Origin of the sequence: Nocardia miyunensis NBRC 108239 (genome assembly GCF_001613065.1) — a bacterium.
Lineage (GTDB): Bacteria > Actinomycetota > Actinomycetes > Mycobacteriales > Mycobacteriaceae > Nocardia > Nocardia miyunensis.
In genome coordinates this window covers 100787-121794 of sequence record NZ_BDBQ01000002.1, presented here as the reverse complement: position 1 = coordinate 121794, position 21008 = coordinate 100787, and the positions used below count along the sequence as shown (strand labels likewise).

Sequence of the window (21008 nt, the reverse complement as noted above, 5' to 3'; positions counted from 1 at the left end):
AGGGGAGTAGCCCCCAATCGCGTGGTCGACATACTGATCCTCTCGGGTCCGGCCACGTGAACCGGCGTCGCGGCGGACCAGGATCCGCCCGCCCGGTGGGCGAGACCTTCGGCCGATAACCAACCGACCGAAAATTTCGGGTGCGTTGTCGGCCGGAGACGCCCCGTCTGCGGCCGACAGGCCGCAGACCTGGGAGCGTAGACGATGATCGCCACGATATTGCTGAGTTTCGGCGTGCTGTTCCTCGCCGAACTCGGCGACAAATCGCAGCTGATGGCCTTGACCTTCGCGCTGCGCTATCGGTGGTGGGTCGTGCTCGCCGGGATCACCACCGCGAGCATCGCGGTCAACCTGATCGCCGTCGGCGTCGGACATTTCCTGGGTGCGGCACTGCCGACCAGTGTGATCGCCGCGATCACCGCGGTCGTGCTGCTCGCGGTCGGCCTGTGGACCCTGGGTGAGACGGTCCGCACCGACACCGACGAGGACACCGAGGTCGCCGAGAAGGATCCCGGCGCGCGCTCCCGGTGGCGGGTGTTCTTCATGGTCCTGTCCGCATTCCTGCTGGCCGAACTGGGTGACCGCACCATGTTCGCGATCATCGCCCTGGCCTCGAGCCACAACTGGGTCGCGGTGTGGCTCGGCTCGGTCGCGGGCATGGTCGCCGCCGGCGCCGGGGCCATCGCCCTGGGCATCCTGCTCGGCAAGCACGTCCCCGAACGCGCCATCGCCATCGGCTCGGGCCTGCTGTTCCTGTACATCGGCGCGGCCACCCTGCTCTCGGCCTTCGCCCCCGGCCTGGGCCGGGTGACCGAATACGCGATATCCCTGCTGGCCCCCGCGGTGGCGGGTGCGGCGCTGTGGGCGCTGCGCCGCCGTTCGGTCGCGTCGGCGCCGCGCGCGGAACTGGAAGACGAGCCGGTCGACAGCCACTGAAGTTCCGGTCGCCCCCGCGGATCAGCGGGAAGGGATCTGCTCGGCAGATCCGAACAGATCGCCGCTGCGGCGTAACAGCTCGAGCAGCGGCTCCCGCAACGCGCGCAATCCGTCCAGATCGTCCGCGGCGACCCGCGCGGTGACCATCGCGCTGACCGCCGCGACCAAGGTCTGGCAGGCGAAATATTGTTCGGCGGTGCGGGCTTCGAGGATGTCGGCGACCATGGCGGCGAAGGATTCCTGTAGTTCGCCGCGTCGGGCGATGGCCTCGGGTCCGACCGCGTATACCTCGATGAGGAACAGCCGGGCGTCGGCCGGTTCGGCGGCCAGGCCGCCCAGATAAGCGCCGAGCATCGCCTCGATCCGCTGCTCACGGGCGGCCGGTGCATTCTGCAACGTCGCGGTCGCCTCGACGATCCGTTCGAGCAGGAGTTGCGCGGCGCGCTCGTAGGCGGCCTCGAAACAGTCCTCCTTGGAACGGAATTGCTCGTAGAACGTCTCCCGCGACACTCCGGCAAGTTTGATGATCGCCGCGACAGACGTTCCGACATAACCGTTTTCGGTCATCGCCTGCGCCATCGCGCTCAGGATCCGGTCACGCTGCGAGGCGACCACCGTCTCCCGTGGCAGGCCGTGACGGCCCCGGGGCAACTGACGGCTGGGCACAGCCGAATCCGACATACTGCAATTTTGGCCTACGCTTCGCTCCGGCGGGCCTCGGCCCCCGAAGGGCCGATTCTGTGTCCTACTGCCTCCGCTTCGCTCCCCCGCTCCGTCAGTCCAGAATCGACCAGGGCCGCGACCTCGGAGCTGGCGTTGTCCGGGGCGGGCGGGCCTGGGTTGTCCATGGGACCGCCCCGGGACGCGACCTCGAAGCCGGTGATCGCGGAGGTGAGCGAACTGGCCGAGTTCGAGGTTGTGGCCTTGCGCGCCGGGGCAATTCCGGACCGGCGGAGCGGAGGCCGAAGACACGGCTGTGGGTAAGGCGGTTACTGTCTTGACGGAAGGCCAGCCATGGGCCGTCATCAACGAGAGGACCAAACACCGTGGAGATTTCGGGCTCTGCCGCAATCATCACCGGCGCTGCGTCCGGCCTGGGCGCCGCGACCGCCAAGCGGTTCGCCGACCAGGGCGCGACCGTATTCGGATTCGACCTGCAGCAGTCGATCGAACGGGCCGGAGACAGCGTTCCCGCCGGTGTCATCCTGCTTCCGACGGATGTGACCAGTGGCGACGAGGTCACCGCGTCGGTCGCGACGGTGGTCGAGTCCGGCGTCCCGCTGCGCGTGGTGGTCAACTGCGCCGGGGTCGGCTGGGCGGGCCGGATTCTGTCCAAGAACGGCCCACACGATCTGGAACTCTTCCGCACGGTCATCACGGTGAACCTGCTGGGCACGTTCAACGTGATGCGCGTGGCCGCCGACGCGATCTCCAAGACCGAGCCGCTCGACGAGTACGGTCAGCGCGGCGTGGTGATCAACACCGCGTCGGTGGCGGCGTTCGAGGGGCAGATCGGCCAGATCGCCTACTCCGCGTCCAAGGGCGGCGTCGCCGGAATGACCGTTCCGGCCGCGCGCGACCTGGCGCAGTTCGGCATCCGGGTGAACACGATCGCTCCCGGCATCATCGACACCCCGATGCTGGCCGGTGTCACCGAGGAGTACCGCAAGGGCCTCGAGGCCGGTGTGCCGTTCCCCTCGCGCCTCGGCCGCCCGGACGAGTACGCGCAGCTGGCGCAGTACATCACCGAGCACGACTACCTCAACGGCGAGACCTTCCGCATGGACGGCGCGCTGCGCATGGCGCCGCGCTGAGCTGCCGAATCGAAAAGCTCAGGCCCGCACCGTAATCGGTGCGGGCCTGAGGTCGTCACGCGCGCGGTAGGTTCCGCGCGTGACGACTACTGGGCGCGGACGCCGGAAGCCTGCGGGCCCTTCTTGCCCTGGGTGATCTCGAAGGTGACGTTCTGCCCCTCCTCGAGCGCACGGTAACCGTTGCCCTCGATCTCCGAGTAGTGCACGAACACGTCGGCGCCGCCGTCGTGGGAGATGAAGCCGTAGCCCTTCTCCGAGTTGAACCACTTGACGGTTCCCTGAACCATTGTTTCTCCTGACGAGGTGTTGTCCGATCGCCGCGGACCGCGGTGACCGAGTGGTCGCATCGAGACGGCGACTACTACTTGCCCGGCAAGGAGAAGCGACGCCCGCACAATGTTCCGCGCGAGCATGTTGAAACACGAGCACACAAAAACTGCGACCAATATGTATAACAGCCTGGTCGCGAGCCGAGTTCCCGGGACCCGAGACAGTGACCTGGATCACTATCCGGGTGCACGGGTCCGCCGGCGCGACGGAACCCGTGCACAGCAGCGGATCTACAGCGTGCGGGTCAGCCGATCGGTGAGGATTCCGGCGAAGTGCGCCGGGTCCTTCAACTCCCCTCCCTCGGCGAGAACCGCTGTGCCGTACAGCAATTCGGCGGTCTCGGTGAGTTCGGCGGAGTCACCGGCGTCGGCGGACTCCTTGTCCTTCAGATATGCCTCGCGCAGCCCGGTGACCAGCGGATGGGTCGGGTTCAGCTCCAGGATCCGCTTGGATTCCGGCAGCGCCTGCCCCGACGCGCGATACATGCGCTCGAGCTGCGGGGTGAAATCGAAGACGTCCCCGACCAGGCACGCGGGCGAGGTGGTCAGACGCGAGCTGAGCCGGACCTGCTTGACGCTCTCGCCCAGGGCCTGCTGCAACCAGGTGCACACCTCGCCGAAATCCTTGTCCTGCTGTTCGCGCAGCTGCTCGGAGGCCTTCTTCTCCTCCTCGGACTCCAGGTCGACCTCGCCCTTGGCGATGGACTGGAACGCCTTGCCGTCGAATTCGGTGACCTGGCCGACCCACATCTCGTCCACCGGATCGGTGAGCACCAGCACCTCGAGGCCCTTGGCCTTGAATGCCTCCATATGCGGCGAGGATTCGATCTGCCGACGCGATTCGCCGGTCATGTAGTAGATCTTGTCCTGGCCCTCGGCCATGCGCGAGACGTAGTCCGCGAGGGTGGTCGGCTTGTCATCCGAATGCGTGGACGCGAAAGACGAGACCTGCAAGAGGGTTTCGCGGTTGTCGAAGTCGGACAGCAAGCCCTCCTTGAGAACTCGCCCGAACTCGGTCCAGAACGTCTCGTACGAGGTTTTGTCCTCGGCCTGCTGCAAGTCCTTGACCGTCGAAAGCACCTTGCGCACAAGACGTTTGCGGATCGCCTGGATCTGCCGGTCCTGCTGCAGGATTTCGCGGGAGACGTTGAGTGACAGGTCCTGTGCGTCGACCACGCCCTTGACGAAGCGCAGGTACTCCGGCATCAACTCTTCGCAGTTGTCCATGATGAACACCCGCCGCACGTACAGCTGCACACCGCGCTGATGTTCGCGCATGAACAGATCGAACGGCGCGTGCGACGGAATGAACAGCAGCGCTTGATATTCGAAGGTGCCCTCGGCCTTGAACGGGATGATCTCCAGCGGATCGTCCCAGGCGTGCGAGACGTGCTTGTAGAACTCCTTGTACTCCTCGTCGGAGACCTCGCCGCGCGGGCGCGTCCACAGCGCCTTCTGCGAATTGAGCGTCTGGTCCTCGAGGATCGTCTTCTCTTCTTTTTCCTCGCCCTCACCCTCGGTGACGGTCCGCTCGACCTGCATGCGGATCGGCCAGGCGATGAAGTCGGAGTACTTCTTGACGATCTCGCGGAGCTTCCACTCCTGCGTGTAATCGAAGAGGTGATCGTCCTCGTCGGCGGGCTTCAGATGCAGCGACACCGACGAACCCTGCGGCGCGGACTCCAGGGTCTCGATGGTGTAACCCGACGAACCAGCCTCGGACTCCCAGCGGGTCGCCTCGGATTCGCCGGCCTTGCGGGTGGTCAGGGTGACCTTGTCGGCCACCATGAACGTCGAATAGAAGCCGATGCCGAACTGACCGATCAGCTCCTCGGCGGCCTGATCGGGCTTGGCCTCGAGCAGCTGTTTGCGCAGCTGGGCGGTGCCGGACTTGGCCAGCGTGCCGATCAGATCCACCACCTCGGCGCGCGACATGCCGATGCCGTTGTCGCGGACGGTCAGGATCCGGTTGTCCTTGTCGACCTCCAGCTCGATGTGCAGATCGGAGGTATCGACCTCGAGATCCTTGTCCTGATAGGACAGCAGGCGCAGCTTGTCCAGGGCATCGGAGGCGTTGGAGATCAGTTCCCGCAGGAACGTGTCCTTGTTCGAGTAGACCGAGTGGATCATCAATTCCAGAAGCTGATGGGTCTCGGCCTGAAACTCGAGTTTCTCGACGTGCTCAGTCACGTGCCGATAGTACGACGGGAGTGCTCGGGGCCGCGAAAGTCCGCCATGCTCGGCACCTCGGCCTCGGCGCTGCGGCCGCCTGGCGTCGAGGGAACCATCCAGTCGCGCAGCGCCAGCGTCGCGCGCACATCGTCCTCGTTGTACTCCAGCAATCGGGTGCGCTGGGTGAGATCGACCTCACCGCCGTCGTAGCCGACCGCGAGGCGATACCAGCTCATCGACGCCTCACCGCTGGCCTCGGCATCGCGCCAGGCGAATCCGGCGACCGGTGCGACCTTCTTCAGGCCCTTGCCGTTCGGGCAGATGAACTGTTCGGAAACAGCCTGGAACATGTCCACCCACTCCGGGCTGTCCACGAATTCACGCACCTGATCCTCGGTCGGCACGCCCGGCATACCCGCGAACCGGCGCGCGGACTCGTACATCCACTTGTCCTCGGCGTTACGCGAATAGCAGTAGGCGGCAAAGGTTTTCCCGGCCACGGCGGCCTCGGCGCGCCGGCCCATCAGCCAGGTCCAGAATTCGGCGAACGAGCGCGCCTCGTCCGTCGTCGGGACCGGATCCCAGGTGGCGAACGGGCGGTAGACCCCGTCCAGCAGCGTGCCCCACAGGTATGCGCCGAATTCCTGATAACTCTCCAGGTCCACGTCGACCTCGACGTCCGCGCGCCGCACCTGCAACCGCTCGACCCGCCGGACCAGCGGCGCGCCGGAGATCCAGGCGCGGGCGGTGACCACGGCCTCGGCGAACGGCTCGTACTGCCAGTCGTCCGGCTCCTCGCCCGTCCACCCGGCCAGATCCTCGACGGTCTCCACGTCGTGACGGCGCAGCAGTTCGGCGCGGGAACCCGGCGCGACCAGGCTGACATCGTGATGTTCGGTCAGCCAGCGCTCGCAGCTGGGCTCGTCCGGTGTGCCCGAACGGGACCACCACGGGCACTGACGGCATTCGGGCACCTTGGACGGCACCGTCGGCAACTCGCCGCGGATCACCGCGATCCGGTCGGCGTAGCGGCGGTCGTAATCGTCCAGCAGCCCGGTCAGATCGTGGATCAGAATGCGGTCGAAGGCCAGGCCGATCGCCCCGCCGACCAGGGCAGGGCTGGCCAGGCCGTGCCGCTGGAGCATGCGATACAGGTGGGTGAGGCGCTGCTGATCGCGCGGCTGCGGGCGGGAGCGCACGTGGCGGTCCGGCTGCGGATTCCATTGGTAGAGATCGGAAGTCACCGGGTGATGGTCGGCCGGATCGGGCTGGCGGGCGTCGGTCACCTTGTGATTGACCACGATCACCGGGATATAACCGCCGCGCATCTCGTCCCGCAGCAGGATCTCCGAACCCCCGCGCCGCCCGGTATCGAACTCCTGGGGCAGCACCGCGCCCCAGATACGTTGTGCCCCTTGCGAACACGCCTCCATCGTCGCCTCGGCGCGGATCGCCGCCGGCTGCGCCGGATCGATCACGACCCACCACTCGGGCTGGGCCGCGACCAGCGTGTCGCGCACGTGCTCCCGATGCGCGACGGCAGCGTCCCGCCGCTGCTGCACACCCGTGTCCTCGGCGACTCCCGCCAGCACCTCCGGATACGTAGCGGTCAGACGCAGCCGATGACGGCACCCGATCAGCGACCGCGCGTCCAGAAAGGCCACCCGCTCCCGTTCGCCCGCACCCGAATCGGGCCCGGCATCGCGCACCGAGGCCGATCGCCGCCGCGCCTGATTGCCGTTGTCCTCGCGACCATCTCGGTCACCCTTGCCCGAATCCACACCTAGCAGTATGGTCCCCACCCCCGACAAGCTGTATTTTCGGCCTCCGCTTCGCTCCTCCGCTCCGGTCAGTCCAGAATCGACCCGGGCCGCGGCCTTTGGTGTTGACGTTGTCCGGGGCGGGCGGAACTGGGTTGTTCCCGGCCTCCTCCACGGCTCGGTGGCTGCCCTCCCCGCTCCGACAGCCGGAACCGACCCGGTCGTGGCCTCGGAGTCGGCGTTATCGAAGGTGAACGAACCGGATGACCTCGGTGCTGGCCTCGCGAGGTGCGCGAACTGGGTGACCTGCGGTCCATCGAGCGGCCGTGCGAACGCCGACTCGCATGCTGTGGTGTTCCTGGGACCCGAGTCGGGTATAAATTTCACCGAGTACGTACCACGCAGAACTGGCCGGTAGGCCACCGCGAACCAACGGCAACCCGCCGCGCGACCACAACGGGTTTGCGGCTGGGGCCGAGGACACAGCCAAAAATTCAGGAGGCTGCAAATGGGGTTGTTCACCAAGCGCAAGCGGCGCGCGGACCGCCGAGCGGAGGCGAAGGCCCTCAAGCACAAGGCCGGGCTGGAGGCCAAGCTCTCCGCGCGCAACGAGCGCAAACGTCATCGGGCCGAGGAACGCAACCAGCGCGCGGTGACCAAACAGCAGATCTCCACGCTCAAGGCCGAGGAGAAGGCCGCGCTCAAGACCGCCGAGAAGGCCGAGCGGGACCTGTTCAGCGCCGGGCAGGTCAAGAAGTATCTGGGCGTGGCGCGGGTGCTGATTCCGGTGCTGGCGCCGCTGGCCTACCGGGCCGCGACCTTCCTGCGCGGGCAGATCGATGCCCGTCGCGCCCATCGTCTTGGCATCGGCCTGGACCAGCTCGGCGACTACTCCGGACACGGCGCGCGGCTGCAGGCGCGGATCAGCGGTGCGGAGTCGGCGCTGTCCGAGATCGCCGACAAGGCCGGTAAGGACGCCGAGACCCAGCAGTTCGTCACCGCCTCGCAGGACCGGCTGAACAGCCTGACCGCCGCGGTCCGCACCGCCGAGCAGATGCCCGCCCCGCGCCGTCGCGCGGTGCACAGCTCCATCTCCAACGAACTGTCCGGCGTCGAATCCGACGTGCTCGCGCGCCTGGGCGTGCGCTGACCCGCAGACCGATCGATCGACCGGCGATGCGCCGCACGCCAGCTCCGGGGTCCGGGGGCCGAACGGCCGCCGGGCCTTTTCGCGGCGTGCTGGTCGGCGCGACGGTCGCCACTCTCGCGGTGGCCGCGCACGGATTGGCCGGGGGCGGCTGGCCCGGCTCCGCACCGCTGACCCTGCTGCTTTTCGCCGCCGCCGGAATCGGCGCGATCGCGACCCTGCTCCCGGCTCCGGCCGGAACCCCTTCCCGCGCAGCCCTTCCGGCTGCCCTGGCCGCCGGACAGCTGGCCGCCCACCTGGCGCTGTCCGTCCCGGCCGGACCGGACGCGATGGCCATGGGCCGCGAATCCGGCGGCGCGGCAGGCACATTCCTGGCCGCCGCGGGCCTGCCCAGCGGTCCGATGGCCGCGGCGCATGCCCTCGCGACGCTGGTCTGCGCGACGCTCATCGTCATCGCCGAACGGCTGTACACCGTTGTCTCCCGGGCGGTCCGGACCATCACCGGTCCGGCGCGACCGCTACCGAGAGCAGGCGCGGCTCGCTGGCCCGCCGACCCCTCCCACGCGCACCGCTTTCTGCGTGCCGGAGCCCTCGGCTCGCGCGCGCCGCCGATGCCGGCCTGAAACCGACATCACCCGTTCCACTCAGAAAGCACACACTCATGCCCATCGGAATTTCGCGCGCCCTCCTCACGACTGGCGCGGTGGCCGGACTGGCCCTGCTGGCCACCGGAACCGCCGACGCCCACGTCCACGTCACCTCGCCGGGCGCGACACAGGGCGGTGACGCCGTCCTGACCTTCCGCGTCCCCGACGAATCGGAGACCGCGTCCACCACCAGCCTCGCGGTCACCCTGCCCGCGGTGGACGAGGCTCGCACCCAGCCGCTGCCGGGCTGGACCGCGAAGCTGGACAAGAACGACAAGAATCAGTACACGACCGTCACCTGGACCGCCGATCCCGGCACCCCGGGTATCGCACCCGATCAGTTCCAGCAGTTCATCGTGCTGGTCGCGCCGCTGCCGAAACAGGATCACGCCGAATTCCCGGCCGTGCAGACCTACAGCGACGGCAAGGTCGTCAGCTGGAATCAGCCGACCGGCCCGGACGGCAAGGAACCGGACAATCCGGTCCCGACGCTGAGCCTGGCCGCCGCCGGATCCGGCCACGAGCACGCCATGAGCGACGCGACCGAGGCGGCGCCCGCGTCGGAGTCCGAGTCCGATGACACGGCCCGCTGGCTCGGCGGCGTCGGACTGGTCCTGGGCGCGTTCGGCGCGGCCCTGGGTCTGGGCGCGCTGGTCCGGAGCCGGCGCTCATGATCCGCCGGACGTTCGGCGCGGTCGCGATCGCGCTGCTGGCCGCCGGACTGGCCGTCCTGGGGGCCGGTCCGGCCGCGGCGCATTCGATTCTCGTCTCGGTCGATCCGGCGGACGGCGCACAGCTGTCCGCCGGCCCGGCCCGGGTGACGTTCACGTTCAACGAGAATCTGCAGCCCAGTTTCCCGTCGGTGACCGTGGTCGGTCCGGACGGCAATCTGTGGTCCGAGGGACAGCCCGTCGTCGACGGTCCGCGCGTCAGCATCGCGGTGCGCGAACTCGGTCCGGCGGGCAAGTACACGATGGCCTACCGGGTGACCTCCGCGGACGGCCATCCGGTCAGCGGGACACGCAGCTTCACCCTCACCACGGCCGGTCACGGCACGCCCGGACCGAAGGCGAACGCCGGAAGCAGTTCCGGCGGCGGGTCCGGCGGGGTTCCGGTCTGGGTGTTCATCGTGGGTGCGGTCGTGCTGTTCGGCGGCGGACTGGCGTTCGCACTGCTGGGCGGAAAGCGCGCCGGGAGCGACGGGCCCGGAGGAGGCAGCGTGCGTAACCACGGAGGGCCCCGCGTACGGCGCCGTCGGAGACAGCCGAGTAAGCGGTGAGCGGGAAGACGACCGGCGGCGCGCCCGCCCTGCGGTCGGCGGTGTTGCTGGTCGTCCCGGCCGCGGTCCTGGGCACGGTCCTGGCCTGGGCCCTGGCCGCACCGGACCCGCTGCAGTCCGAGGCGCCGGTCCGCGCCCTGGCGGACTGCGCCGGGGCCACCGTGGTCGGCCTGGCCGCGCTGCCCCGGCTGCACCGCCGGATCGATCCGCCGTGGCGGCAGCTGGCCGTGGCCGGCGGAATCTGGACCATCCTGGAATTCGCGGTGCTGGCCTGCGCCGGGGCCCAGGTCGTCGGGGTGCCGGTGCGGCGGTTGGGCATCGGGGAGTTCGGCACGTATCTGGCCCACGTCAGCAGCGGACAGATCGGTGTCGGGATCCTGATCGGGACGGCCGTGGTGACCGGGTACTGCGCCCTGGCCCACCGGCAACCGGACCGGGCCGCGATCGATCTGGTGCTGATGTTCGCCGCGGTGGCCCTGGAACTGCGGCCGATCACCGGACACATGTCCCAGCAGCCGCTGGGCGCGGTCTTCGCGGCTGTGCACGTGCTGGCCGCGGCGGCCTGGTTCGGACTGCTGCTGGCCCTGGCCCTGGTGTTGCGTTCACGCGGGGAATGGGCGCTCGTGCTGCCGAGATATTCGGCCTGGGCGCTGCCCGCGGTGGCCGCGGTCACGGTCAGCGGCGTCATCGACGGACTGGTCAAGATCGGCGGACTGACACCGCTGGTGGACACCGGCTACGGGCGGATCCTGCTGGCCAAGGCGGTCCTGCTGGGCGGACTGCTGGTCCTGGGCTGGTGGTGGCGGCGCAGCTGGGTGCCCGCGGCCGCGGACCATCGCCTGTCCGCGGACACCTCCCTGCGACGCGCGATCGTCGAGGTCGTGGTGATCGCAGTGGTGTTCGGTCTGGCCGCGACACTGTCCGTCACTGCTTGACCGCCCCGATTCGACACCTCCCGAAACAGCCTCCCCCGGCACCTGGTCCAGCATCGGCCGAACACACCCAGTGCGACCTGAGCCCGGGTACGGGCCGGGTCCGTCGCAGGCCGTGCGTGCCACCGGACACGACCCGGCCAGGATCCGGTCGGTCCGGCACACGGCCGTCCACCCATCCCGAACGAAGCTCGCAGAAAGGTCTCAGGGAATAACTGATGGGCCCCATGGCAAGCTTGCAGCCGTGACCGAATCAGCCAACACCGTCGCCACCGCAGACCTCGCCGATGAGATCGGTCCCGAGATCCGTAGTTGTGACACACAATTCACGCAGTTCGGCGGTCGCGAGGCATTCGCCGGCCGCATCGTCACGATCCGCTGTTTCCAGGACAACCTCCTGGTCAAACAGACCCTCGGCGAACCGGGCGAGGGCCGGGTGCTGGTGGTCGACGGCGGTGCGAGCGTACACACCGCACTGGTCGGGGACGTCATCGCCGGACGCGGGGTGAGCAACGGCTGGGCCGGCGTCGTGGTCAACGGCGCGGTCCGCGATTCGGCGATCCTGCGCACCCTGGACATCGGTGTCGAGGCACTGGGCACCAATCCGCGCAAGAGCACCCAGACCGGTTCCGGCGAACGCGATGTTCCCGTCGAATTCGGCGGCGTCACCTTCGTCCCCGGCGAGATGCTCTACAGCGATGCCGACGGGATCGTCGTGCGCGCCGAATGAGCCCGCGCCGCGGTGTCAGGCCCCCTTGCCGACCCGGGCTCGGTGTCCGGCGATGGTGACCACGTCACCTGCCTGCAGTTGACGGCCCCGCCGCAGTTCGACCTCGTCGTTAACGCGCACCAAACCGGCGGCGATAACGGTCTTGGCTTCCGAGCCGCTATCGATCAGGTTGGCCAGCTTCAAGAATTGTCCGAGTCGAATGACCTCGTCATCGATCGGCACATCGACTGGATCCGACATGGGTAACATCTTCACCTTTCGCGCCCGCGGCGGCGCATCCACCCCCCGCGGCGACCTCGGCGCGCCCGCGCGCGGCACGGACATGCACGCCGACGTTCCGCATTCGAGCGAGGTCAACATTCACACTGGTTCGGTGACATCGACATCCGGCGTAGCGCCCTCCGAGCGCCGGCGCACCAAATCCGACCGACAGCACCGGGCCGAGCGCGCTGGGCGATCTCCGGAGGTCCCGCACCGCGCGCACGGACGCCTCAGCGAGGTTCCACACCTGGCCGGGCTGGTCCTGGGCACCTTCGCGGTGCTGTGCATGCTGTGGAGCATCTCTCCCGGCGTGCGATTCATCACGCAGGTGCCGCGGCACTACATCGATGACTACTACTTCGACGCCCCCGAGACCTCACTGGTGTGGGCGTTGATCATCGGCCTGCTCGCGGGCGCGACCGCCAGCCGAAAACGCATCGCGTGGTGGCTGCTGGTGGCCTATATGGCGTCGTTCGCGGCGGCCAACGCCGTCGAATTCGGCGATGAACGCGATATCAGCTCGCTGATCGCGCTGATCGTCCACGTCCTGGTGATCGGCCTGCTGATCGCGGCCTGGCCGGAGTTCTACACCCAGGTCCGCCGGGCGGCGGTGTGGAAGGCGCTCGGCGTGCTGGCCGGTGGCCTGACCACCGGTTTCCTGCTCGGATGGGGACTGGTCGAGCTGCTGCCGGGGACGTTGCCGCGCGGCGTGGAACGCCCGGCCTGGGCGGTGTCCAAGGTGACCGCGGCGATCCTGGTCAGCACCGACAATTTCGACGGTCACCCGAGACACATCGTGGATCTGCTGCTGGGCTTCTTCGGCTTCCTCGCGGTGATGGCGGCCGCGATGGTGCTGTTCAGCTCCCAGCGCGCGTCCAATGCGCTGACCGGCCTGGACGAATCGGCGTTGCGCGGGCTGCTCGAACGTTCGGATGTCGAGGATTCGCTGGGTTATTTCGCCACCCGGCGCGACAAGGCGGTCGTGTTCGCGCCCAACGGCAAGGCCGCGGTCACCTATCGCGTGGAACTGGGCGTCTGTCTGGCCTCGGGCGATCCGATCGGACCGAAGGAGTCCTGGTCGCAGGCCATCGACGCCTGGTTGCACCTGGCCGATCAGTACGGCTGGGCTCCGGCGGTGATGGGTGCGAGCGAACTGGGCGCGACCGCGTACCGCCGGGCCGGGCTGTCGGCATTGCGGCTGGGTGACGAGGCGATCCTGGAGACTCGCACGTTCTCCCTGGCGGGCCCGGAGATGAAACAGGTGCGTCAGGCCGCCAACCGGCTGCGCAAACAGGGCATCACCGTGCGCATCCGGCGGCACAACGAACTCACCACCGAGGAATTCGCCCGGGTCATCGCGAACGCCGACGCCTGGCGCGACACCGAGACCGAACGCGGATTCTCGATGGCGCTGGGCCGTCTGGGCGATCCGCTGGACGGCGAATGCCTGCTGGTGGAGGCCGTCTCCCCCGGCGTGTCCGAATCCGACGAACGCGTCCTGGGCATGCTCTCGCTGGTCCCGTGGGGCCGCACCGGTGTCTCGCTGGAGCTGATGCGGCGAGATCCCAAGGGCCCCAACGGCGTCATGGAGCTGATGATCTCCCAGCTGGCGCTGAGTTCGGAGCAGTACGGCATCACCCGGGTCTCGCTGAACTTCGCGGTGTTCCGCGCGGTCTTCGAGGAGGGCGGCCGGATCGGCGCCGGTCCGGTGCTGCGACTGTGGCGCGGCGTGCTGATGTTCTTCTCGCGCTGGTGGCAGCTCGAGGCGCTGTACCGGTCCAACGTGAAGTATCAGCCGCAGTGGGTGCCACGGTTCTCGCTGTTCGAGGAACGTCGCCAGCTGGTCCGGGTCGCCCTGGCCAGCGCCCTGGCCGAGGGCTTCCTGCCGCGCTTCGGCAAACAGCCGGATCCCATGCAGCACACCGGAATTCGCTCGGCCGTCCCGTCTACCATGACCGGTCTGCACGCCGACGGCAGCCCGCCGGAGCCGCCCCCGGACGAACTCGAGCAGAACGGTCCGCGACGTCCGGAACAGGTCCGGGTGCGGATGGACAAGGTGGCCCGGCTCGAGGCTGCGGGGATCGACTCGTATCCGGTCGCCTATCCGCCCACCCATTCGGTGAAGGACGCGCGACGCTCGCCCAAGGGCACGACCGTGCGCGTATGCGGTCGGCTGCTGCGGATCCGCGACTACGGCGGGGTGATCTTCGCGGTGCTGCGGGACTGGTCCGGCGATATCCAGCTGGTCATCGACCGCGGCCGGGTGGGCGCGGACCGGGCGCACGAATTCGACGAATTCTTCGATCTGGGCGATCTGATCGAGGTCAGCGGCCAGATCGGCCACAGCCGCCGCGGCGAGTTGTCCCTGCTGGCGCAGGACTGGCGGATGATCGGCAAATGCCTGCATCCGCTGCCGGACAAGTGGCGCGGCCTGTCCGATCCCGAGGCCCGGGTGCGGCAGCGCTACGTCGACATGGCGATCAACGTCGACACCCGCGAGGTGCTGGCCAAGCGCAGCGCGGTGGTGCGCTCGCTGCGGGACACGCTCAACGGCTGGGGTTTCCTCGAGGTGGAGACCCCGGTGTTGCAGCAGGTGCACGGCGGCGCGAACGCCACCCCGTTCCAGACCCACATCAACGCCTACGACCTGGACCTGTATCTGCGCATCGCACCCGAGCTGTATCTCAAGCGGCTGTGCGTCGGCGGTATGGAGAAGGTGTTCGAACTGGGCCGGGTGTTCCGCAACGAGGGTGTGGACTACAGCCACAATCCCGAGTTCACGATCCTGGAAGCCTATGAGGCGCACAGCGATTACATGCGGATGATGCACGCCTGCCGTCAGCTCATCCAGGACGCCGCCCTCGCCGCGAACGGCAAGATGGTCGCGATGCGGCCGCAGCCGGATGGTTCGCTGGCCGAGGTCGACATCTCCGGGGACTGGCCGGTCAAGACGGTGCACGATGCGATCTCCCAGGCCCTGGGCGAGACGATCAGCGCCGAAACCGACGTCGAGCGGCTGCGCTCGCTGTGCGAAAAAGCCGGGGTGCCCTATCAGTTCGGCTGGGACGCGGGCCAGATCGTGCTGGAGATGTACGAACATCTGGTCGAGGACCGCACCGAGGAGCCGACCTTCTACATCGACTTCCCCACCTCGGTCTCCCCGCTGACCCGCGCCCACCGCAGCATCGAGGGCGTGGCCGAACGCTGGGATCTGGTGGCGTGGGGCGTCGAACTGGGCACCGCCTACAGCGAGCTGACCAATCCGATCGAACAGCGCAAGCGGCTCACCGAACAATCCCTGCTGGCCGCGGGCGGCGATCCGGAGGCGATGGAACTGGACGAGGACTTCCTGCAGTCCCTCGAGCACGCCATGCCCCCGACCGGTGGCCTGGGCGTCGGCGTGGACCGGGTGGTCATGTTGATCACCGGGCGCAGTATCCGCGAGACGTTGCCGTTCCCGCTGGTCAAACCGCGTACCTGAGCACGGTCACCGCCGCCGGCCCCGCCGGGATGGCGGCGGTGATCGAGCATGCGGCACAGTGATGACGTGCAGCTGGTACTCGTACGTCACGCCCAACCCGAGCGTCTGGTCACCGCCGACGGTCCCGCCGACCCGGATCTGACCGAGATCGGCGGCGCACAGGCCGCGCGCGTCCCGGACGCGCTGGCCCGGCTCGAGGCCGGTGGTCACCGCATCGCCCGCATCGTGTCGAGTCCGCAGCGCCGGGCCCGCTCGACCGCCGCGCCGAGCGCCGCGAAATTCGGTCTGCCGGTGGATATTTTCGACGGGCTCGCCGAATACGACCGGGAGCTACCGGTTTACCTGCCGATCGAGGACGCCCGCCGGGCCGCGGAGGGATCCGATTCCGCGCAGGCGGAATTCGCCGCGGTCTATCGGCGGATCAAGGCGGGATATCTGCCCGAGCAGATCGATGGCGCGGCATTCTTCGCGCGGGTTTCCGGGGCGATCGAGGAGATCGTCGCGGCGGCCGATCATTCCGAAACCGTGGTGGCGTTCGCGCACGGCGGAGTGATCAATATGCTGGCGCAGCAGATCCTGAACCTGGAGCGTCCGTTGACCTTTCCGATCGATTATTGCTCGATCACGCGAATCCTCTACTCGCGCACCGGCAATCGCACGGTGGCCACGATCAACGAGAACGGCCACGTCTGGGATCTGCTGCCCCGCAATCTGCCCGGTCGCTGAATTCGCCCGCTACACCTCGTGCATGCGGGTCGGGAACTGTTCCACCGCCCATTCCAGGGACTCCCCAAGATCCAGCCACAGCCGCACGCGGCGCTCGGATTCGTCCAGGCCGCCCCAGACGATGGTGAACGTCCCCGCTATCACCGCACGGTCACGTCCGGGAGCCCTTACCGAACTAGCGAAGGGAATGCCCAGGGCGACCCGGCTGACGACGACGCGGTCGTTCTCGACGGGCTTCCCGGCGACCTGATGGGCCGGTGCGTCCGAGACCCAGATCCAGTCCGCCTCGGCCCCCTCGACCTGTGAGGTCAGCGTGTTCAGCAGGTATGCGCGGATCGTGCCCTCGGGATCGTCGCCGAGCACCAGCAACGGCATCTCGTTGTCCACATACAGATTCCGGAAGTCGTCCCGCGGCGGTGTGTGCGTGGGGTTGCTGTGATATTCGCGGACCAGCTGCCCCTGCTCGTCCACCGGGAACAACCCGCGAACCGCGCCGGGCGGTACGTATCCGGTGGGATCGTCGACCCAGGCCGGATCGATGTCGACCACCGATCCACCGGCATTCGCCGCCGCGGCGGCGACCAGGTCCTGTGGCGGCTGCCACTCGGGCGGCACGGATTGGACAACCCATGGCGACTCGGACGGTGGCGCGGAATCGGTCATGAACCGGGGATCCCCCCTGACGGCGAATAGTTCGATGGCGAGCATAGTGGACGAAATCCATTGCCGCACAATCCAGCTGGCGTCGAATTCGGATCACGGCAGGTAATCTGGGCCCGATGCGTTCCGCGCGCGGAAGATGATCGATTACCGATGTGCGACCGGAAGCACCGTCGGCTAATATTCGATCACGCGAATTCTCCACGCGCGCAGCGGCCGTCACATTTGCGCCAGAACGGCCCGAGCGGTCGGTTCCCGGATTTACCCTCGTACGATTGCGGCGAAACAGTCGGCGCGAAATTCACAGCCGACTGTGAGGTTTATCGGATGGTCGTCTCAGAGCACGGCCGTTCGATGGAACACCGTGAGCCGCCGCGATGCGTGGTTCATGTTCCAAGAGAAAGGCAGTTCGTTGCTCTCTACGAGAAAACCGACCAAATCCCGGCGGATGGCGGCCCGTGTCGCCGTCGCCGGCGCCCTCGTCGTGGTTCCGCTCGCGGCAGTCGCCGGCCCGGCGCTGGCCAGCACCACCACCTCGGTGCCCTCGGCCACCGCGGTCGACTGGCACGGCGGCCCCGACTGGGATCGCCCCGGCCTCCCTGGCCCGGGTAGGTTCCCCGGCGGCCCCGGTGGGTTCCCCGGCGGCCTTCCGGGCCCCGGCTTCCCGCACGGTTGGGATCACGGCTGGAACCACGGTGGTCCGGGCTGGAACCCGGGTCCGTGGGCCCCGCCCACCGGTTCCGCCGGCTGATAATCCTTCGGTGACCGCCGACGACACGGCCACCGAGTGAACGAGGGCCACTCCCGCACCGGGAGTGGCCCTCGTCGTTTCCGTGCGCGGGTGCACCGGGCCGATCGGATCGCGCTTCGACATCGCCGCCGGACGCGAATTCACCACGGCCGTAGGACAATTCGAGCGATGCCCACCCTGTTCACGACGGCCGAGAGCACGGTCCCAGGGAATTGCCAGCTGAGACTTATGGCGGACCTAGTCCGACACGTTTTGATGGAGTCCATGGCCACCGAAGAGGTGGCCGGGAACTACGGAAAGGTAAGTCGTTGTCTGCCACTGTGAAGACACATCGCACCCGCCGCATCGTCACCCGGGTGGCCGTTGCCGGGGCATTGGCCGTGCTGCCCGTCGCCGCTGTCGCCGGGACCGCTTTCGCCTCCGCCCCGAGCGCCAGCGTCATCGACTGGCACAACCAGGGCGGCCCCGGCGGCCCGGGTGGACACCAGGGTGGCCCGGGTGGACACGGCGGCGGGCAGCCGGGTGGACCGGGACCGCTGCGTCCGCCGACCGGTTCCGCGGGCTGATCGCATCCCGAACGCGGCGAGGGCCACATCCCCGGTACGGGAATGTGGCCCTCGCCGATTGAAACGGATCAATCCGCCCGGATCACGTTGGCGCTAGGCCATTCCGGCGATCCAGCTGTGCATCCAGGACAGCGCGGTCTGACCGCCGCCGACGTGGTAGCTGCCATAGGAGGTGTGCGCGCCGGACCCGTAGAACTTCTCCAGCTGCTGCACACGCTTCTTGTTCGCGCCCTCGCTCAACTGGGTTCCCAGCGTCCCGATACCGCCGCTGGACATCAGATCGCCCACGATGGAACCGGCCTCGAGCTGGTAGCGCCAGATGCTCGCCGGGTTCGGATCCGAGGTCTCCGCCAGGAAGCCCGCGAAACGGGTGACGAAATCGTCGGACTTGGTGGAGCAGTACAGATCCTGCGGATCGCAGATGGTACGCACCCGGTCGCTGACGAAACCGAAACCACCCGGGCGGGGACCGCTCGCACCCGCGCCGCCCGCATGCGGACCGACCTGGATGTCGGTGGGCGAACGACGAGGATCGGAGATCAGGCCGACGCCCGCGATGCGGATCGGGGACACCACGCCGAGGCCGGTGCCGATCTCGGCGGCCACGTCACCGGCCGCGTCCGCACCCTGGCTGTAACCGACGATCGCGATCTTGGCCGCCGCGCACCGGGCGGCCACAGCCTTGATCATGCCGTTGGCCTTGTTGACCGCCTGCGCCTTCGATTTGCCGTAGATATCGCCCTCCCACGGGAAGGCGGTCGCGGCGTAGTCGACGTAGTCGACCCGAGTGCCGCTGGGCATATTTCGGGTAACGCCCGCGAGCATGCCGGGACCGTGCATGTGCTCGGCCTTGTCCGGGCCGGTTTCCCAGGTACCGGGAATCGCAACGACATACAGATTCGGGCAAGCGGGAGCCGCTGCCGCGGAACCACTTCCGAAGACCACACCCGACAACCCCGACAGCGCAACGGCAGCCGCAGCCGCAGCAACCCTTTTCAACCGCATACCGCTCCAGTTCCAGCCTGCCCAGCCACGGGCATCCCGAGTTTCTTCCAGACAATGGTGTGGTAGCCGGATTGCAGTTTGGTTAACCGTGGGCGAACAAACTACCGAACTCTTGCGAGACCGGAATCAGACCGTTTGCCCGTCGACACCGCACCGTGATCAAGAATAGATGGGCGGGCTCGGCATTGCCATTCGACGTCACGAAGACGTCTGATTTCCGTTCCGGAGCGGCCGGAGATCGGGGCGAAAGGGCGAAAAGCGCCCGCGAACAACAGGGTTCGCGGGCGCTCCTCGGGTACGAGCTACCCGTCCGGCCTGATCAGCGCTGCGGAACGGCCGTCGGCTCGATCGGCGTGGGCAGCGCCGACTCGCCCTCGAGGAAGCTGTCCACCGAAGCCGCGGCGGAACGGCCCTCGGCGATGGCCCACACGATCAGCGACTGGCCGCGGCCCATATCGCCCGCGACGAACACGCCGGGGACCGTGGTCTGGAAACCCTTGTCCCGCTTGACGTTACCGCGCTGGTCATAGCCCACGCCCAGATCCTCGAGCAGACCCGGCTTCTGCGGGCCGGTGAAGCCCATGGCCAGCAGCACCAGATCGGCCTCGAGCGTGAAATCGGTGCCCTCGATCTTCTCGAAACGCCCGTTCACCATCTGCACCTCGTGCGCCTGCAGACCGGTGACCTTGCCGTCCTCACCCACGAACCGCTCGGTGTTGACCGAGTAGACCCGCTCGCCACCCTCCTCGTGCGCCGAGGACACCCGGTACATCAGCGGATAGGTCGGCCACGGGGTCGAACTCGCGCGCTCCTCCGGCGGACGCGGCATGATCTCGAACTGGTGCACACTCGCCGCGCCCTGGCGGTGCGAGGTACCCAGGCAGTCCGCGCCGGTGTCGCCGCCGCCGATGATGACGACCTTCTTGTCCTTGGCGTGGATCGGCGGCAGACCGTTCTCGTCGGTGATCGGGTCGCCGAGCTGCACCCGGTTGGACAGCGGCAGGAATTCCATCGCCTGATGAATGCCGTCCAGGTCGCGGCCGGGCACCGGCAGGTCACGCGCGATGGTCGAACCGCCCGCCAGCACCACCGCGTGGAACTGCTCGCGCAGCTGCTCGGCGGTGATGTCCACGCCCACGTTCACGCCGGTCCGGAAGATGGTGCCCTCGGCCTCCATCTGCGCCAGACGACGGTCGATGAAGCGCTTCTCCATCTTGAATTCCGGAATGCCGTAGCGCAGCAGACCGCCGATGCGGTCGTCGCGCTCGAACACCGTCACGGTATGACCGGCGCGGGTGAGCTGCTGGGCCGCGGCCAGTCCGGCCGGGCCCGAACCCACGACGGCGACCTTCTTACCGGTCAGCCGGGTCGGGTAGACCGGAGTCACCCAGCCCTCGTCGAAGGCGTTCTCGATGAGCTCGACCTCGACCTGCTTGATCGTCACCGCGTCCTGGTTGATGCCCAGCACGCAGGACGCCTCGCACGGCGCGGGGCACAGCCGCCCGGTGAACTCCGGGAAGTTGTTGGTCGCGTGCAGGCGGTCGATACCGTCGCGCCACTGGCCCTTGTAGACCAGGTCGTTCCACTCGGGAATCAGGTTCCCGAGTGGACATCCGTTGTGGCAGAACGGAATTCCGCAGTCCATGCAGCGGCTGGCCTGGGTCTGCAGGGTTTCGTGCGAGAAACCCTCCTCGTAGACCTCTTTCCAGTCCATCAGCCGCAGCGGCACCGGCCGCCGCGTCGGAAGCTCACGTTTGGTGTGCTTCAAGAAGCCCTGTGCGTCACCCATTCTCGACTCCACACGTCAGCGCC

Annotated in this window: 20 protein-coding genes; 12 read left to right on the top strand and 8 right to left on the bottom strand. The window is 68.0% G+C overall.

Going from position 1 to position 21008, the window contains the following annotated elements:
• Window positions 1-204: 204 nt before the first annotated feature.
• Window positions 205-936, top strand: coding sequence for a TMEM165/GDT1 family protein (locus NM2_RS02975; protein WP_067663596.1), 732 nt, complete (start codon window positions 205-207; stop codon window positions 934-936).
• Window positions 937-957: 21 nt separating this feature from the next.
• Here NM2_RS02975 and NM2_RS02970 read toward each other — a convergent pair whose 3' ends face one another.
• Window positions 958-1617, bottom strand: a complete 660-nt coding sequence (locus NM2_RS02970; protein ID WP_067663593.1) for a TetR/AcrR family transcriptional regulator — start codon at window positions 1615-1617, stop codon at window positions 958-960.
• A gap of 365 nt (window positions 1618-1982) precedes the next feature.
• Between NM2_RS02970 and NM2_RS02965 the strand changes: the two genes are divergently transcribed.
• Window positions 1983-2750, top strand: a complete 768-nt coding sequence (locus NM2_RS02965; RefSeq protein WP_067663590.1) for an SDR family NAD(P)-dependent oxidoreductase — start codon at window positions 1983-1985, stop codon at window positions 2748-2750.
• An 86-nt stretch (window positions 2751-2836) separates the two neighbouring features.
• On the opposite strand, the gene NM2_RS02960 is transcribed toward NM2_RS02965, so the two are convergent.
• From NM2_RS02960 to NM2_RS02950, 3 genes are all read right to left on the bottom strand, one after another.
• Window positions 2837-3037: a cold-shock protein gene (locus tag NM2_RS02960; RefSeq protein WP_067663586.1), complete on the bottom strand. Its 201-nt coding sequence runs from the start codon at window positions 3035-3037 to the stop codon at window positions 2837-2839.
• 273 nt (window positions 3038-3310) lie between these two features.
• Window positions 3311-5269, bottom strand: a complete 1959-nt coding sequence (gene htpG / locus NM2_RS02955) for a molecular chaperone HtpG (RefSeq protein ID WP_067663583.1) — start codon at window positions 5267-5269, stop codon at window positions 3311-3313.
• The gene (locus NM2_RS02950; protein WP_439956829.1) at window positions 5266-6960 is read right to left on the bottom strand and encodes a TM0106 family RecB-like putative nuclease; all 1695 of its coding nucleotides are present in this window, start codon (window positions 6958-6960) and stop codon (window positions 5266-5268) included. The genes htpG and NM2_RS02950 overlap by 4 nt, the downstream gene beginning before the upstream one ends.
• 559 nt (window positions 6961-7519) lie before the next feature.
• Here NM2_RS02950 and NM2_RS02945 point away from each other — a divergent pair.
• From NM2_RS02945 to rraA, 6 genes are all read left to right on the top strand, one after another.
• Window positions 7520-8161: a DUF6474 family protein gene (locus NM2_RS02945; RefSeq protein WP_067663576.1), complete on the top strand. Its 642-nt coding sequence runs from the start codon at window positions 7520-7522 to the stop codon at window positions 8159-8161.
• A 26-nt stretch (window positions 8162-8187) separates the two neighbouring features.
• On the top strand, window positions 8188-8781 hold the full coding sequence (locus NM2_RS02940) for a hypothetical protein (RefSeq protein ID WP_067663573.1): 594 nt from the start codon (window positions 8188-8190) through the stop codon (window positions 8779-8781).
• A 38-nt stretch (window positions 8782-8819) separates the two neighbouring features.
• Window positions 8820-9479, top strand: a complete 660-nt coding sequence (locus tag NM2_RS02935) for a YcnI family copper-binding membrane protein (RefSeq protein ID WP_067663569.1) — start codon at window positions 8820-8822, stop codon at window positions 9477-9479.
• Window positions 9476-10084, top strand: coding sequence for a copper resistance CopC family protein (locus NM2_RS02930; RefSeq protein ID WP_067663566.1), 609 nt, complete (start codon window positions 9476-9478; stop codon window positions 10082-10084). The genes NM2_RS02935 and NM2_RS02930 overlap by 4 nt, the downstream gene beginning before the upstream one ends.
• A complete protein-coding gene (locus tag NM2_RS02925; RefSeq protein ID WP_084530420.1) occupies window positions 10081-11019 on the top strand; it encodes a CopD family protein in 939 nt (312 codons plus the stop codon). Before NM2_RS02930 ends, NM2_RS02925 begins: the two co-directional genes overlap by 4 nt.
• Window positions 11020-11260: 241 nt before the next feature.
• A complete protein-coding gene (gene rraA, locus NM2_RS02920; RefSeq protein ID WP_067663563.1) occupies window positions 11261-11746 on the top strand; it encodes a ribonuclease E activity regulator RraA in 486 nt (161 codons plus the stop codon).
• A gap of 15 nt (window positions 11747-11761) precedes the next feature.
• Here the strand turns inward: rraA and NM2_RS02915 are convergent, their stop codons facing one another.
• Window positions 11762-11986, bottom strand: a complete 225-nt coding sequence (locus tag NM2_RS02915; RefSeq protein ID WP_067663560.1) for an RNA-binding S4 domain-containing protein — start codon at window positions 11984-11986, stop codon at window positions 11762-11764.
• Here NM2_RS02915 and lysX point away from each other — a divergent pair.
• Together lysX and NM2_RS02905 are read left to right on the top strand one after the other, a co-directional pair.
• The gene (gene lysX, locus NM2_RS02910) at window positions 11985-15488 is read left to right on the top strand and encodes a bifunctional lysylphosphatidylglycerol synthetase/lysine--tRNA ligase LysX (RefSeq protein ID WP_245717810.1); all 3504 of its coding nucleotides are present in this window, start codon (window positions 11985-11987) and stop codon (window positions 15486-15488) included. The two genes, NM2_RS02915 and lysX, sit on opposite strands and share 2 nt — an antisense overlap.
• Before the next feature lie 48 nt (window positions 15489-15536).
• Window positions 15537-16214: a histidine phosphatase family protein gene (locus tag NM2_RS02905; RefSeq protein ID WP_174575591.1), complete on the top strand. Its 678-nt coding sequence runs from the start codon at window positions 15537-15539 to the stop codon at window positions 16212-16214.
• 9 nt (window positions 16215-16223) lie between these two features.
• Here NM2_RS02905 and NM2_RS02900 read toward each other — a convergent pair whose 3' ends face one another.
• Window positions 16224-16877 carry a hypothetical protein gene (locus NM2_RS02900; RefSeq protein WP_067663648.1) on the bottom strand — a complete coding sequence of 218 codons (654 nt, stop codon included), beginning with the start codon at window positions 16875-16877 and terminating at the stop codon, window positions 16224-16226.
• Window positions 16878-17238: 361 nt separating this feature from the next.
• Between NM2_RS02900 and NM2_RS02895 the strand changes: the two genes are divergently transcribed.
• Window positions 17239-17625: a hypothetical protein gene (locus NM2_RS02895; RefSeq protein ID WP_157120852.1), complete on the top strand. Its 387-nt coding sequence runs from the start codon at window positions 17239-17241 to the stop codon at window positions 17623-17625.
• 308 nt (window positions 17626-17933) lie between these two features.
• Window positions 17934-18191, top strand: a complete 258-nt coding sequence (locus NM2_RS02890) for a hypothetical protein (RefSeq protein ID WP_245717809.1) — start codon at window positions 17934-17936, stop codon at window positions 18189-18191.
• A 93-nt stretch (window positions 18192-18284) separates the two neighbouring features.
• On the opposite strand, the gene NM2_RS02885 is transcribed toward NM2_RS02890, so the two are convergent.
• The gene (locus NM2_RS02885; RefSeq protein ID WP_084530418.1) at window positions 18285-19196 is read right to left on the bottom strand and encodes a cutinase family protein; all 912 of its coding nucleotides are present in this window, start codon (window positions 19194-19196) and stop codon (window positions 18285-18287) included.
• 319 nt (window positions 19197-19515) lie between these two features.
• Window positions 19516-20985 carry a glutamate synthase subunit beta gene (locus NM2_RS02880; protein ID WP_067663551.1) on the bottom strand — a complete coding sequence of 490 codons (1470 nt, stop codon included), beginning with the start codon at window positions 20983-20985 and terminating at the stop codon, window positions 19516-19518.
• Window positions 20986-21008 lie beyond the last annotated feature (23 nt).

Bases quoted from the DNA above. Each gene is read 5' to 3' on its own strand.
- NM2_RS02975 (WP_067663596.1), top strand. From the start codon at position 205: ATGATCGCCACGATATTGCTGAGTTTCGGCGTGCTGTTCCTCGCCGAA.
- NM2_RS02970 (WP_067663593.1), bottom strand. From the start codon at position 1,617: ATGTCGGATTCGGCTGTGCCCAGCCGTCAGTTGCCCCGGGGCCGTCAC.
- NM2_RS02960 (WP_067663586.1), bottom strand. From the start codon at position 3,037: ATGGTTCAGGGAACCGTCAAGTGGTTCAACTCGGAGAAGGGCTACGGC.
- NM2_RS02945 (WP_067663576.1), top strand. From the start codon at position 7,520: ATGGGGTTGTTCACCAAGCGCAAGCGGCGCGCGGACCGCCGAGCGGAG.
- NM2_RS02940 (WP_067663573.1), top strand. From the start codon at position 8,188: ATGCGCCGCACGCCAGCTCCGGGGTCCGGGGGCCGAACGGCCGCCGGG.
- NM2_RS02935 (WP_067663569.1), top strand. From the start codon at position 8,820: ATGCCCATCGGAATTTCGCGCGCCCTCCTCACGACTGGCGCGGTGGCC.
- NM2_RS02930 (WP_067663566.1), top strand. From the start codon at position 9,476: ATGATCCGCCGGACGTTCGGCGCGGTCGCGATCGCGCTGCTGGCCGCC.
- lysX (WP_245717810.1), top strand. From the start codon at position 11,985: ATGGGTAACATCTTCACCTTTCGCGCCCGCGGCGGCGCATCCACCCCC.
- NM2_RS02915 (WP_067663560.1), bottom strand. From the start codon at position 11,986: ATGTCGGATCCAGTCGATGTGCCGATCGATGACGAGGTCATTCGACTC.
- NM2_RS02905 (WP_174575591.1), top strand. From the start codon at position 15,537: ATGCGGCACAGTGATGACGTGCAGCTGGTACTCGTACGTCACGCCCAA.
- NM2_RS02900 (WP_067663648.1), bottom strand. From the start codon at position 16,877: ATGACCGATTCCGCGCCACCGTCCGAGTCGCCATGGGTTGTCCAATCC.
- NM2_RS02885 (WP_084530418.1), bottom strand. From the start codon at position 19,196: ATGCGGTTGAAAAGGGTTGCTGCGGCTGCGGCTGCCGTTGCGCTGTCG.
- NM2_RS02880 (WP_067663551.1), bottom strand. From the start codon at position 20,985: ATGGGTGACGCACAGGGCTTCTTGAAGCACACCAAACGTGAGCTTCCG.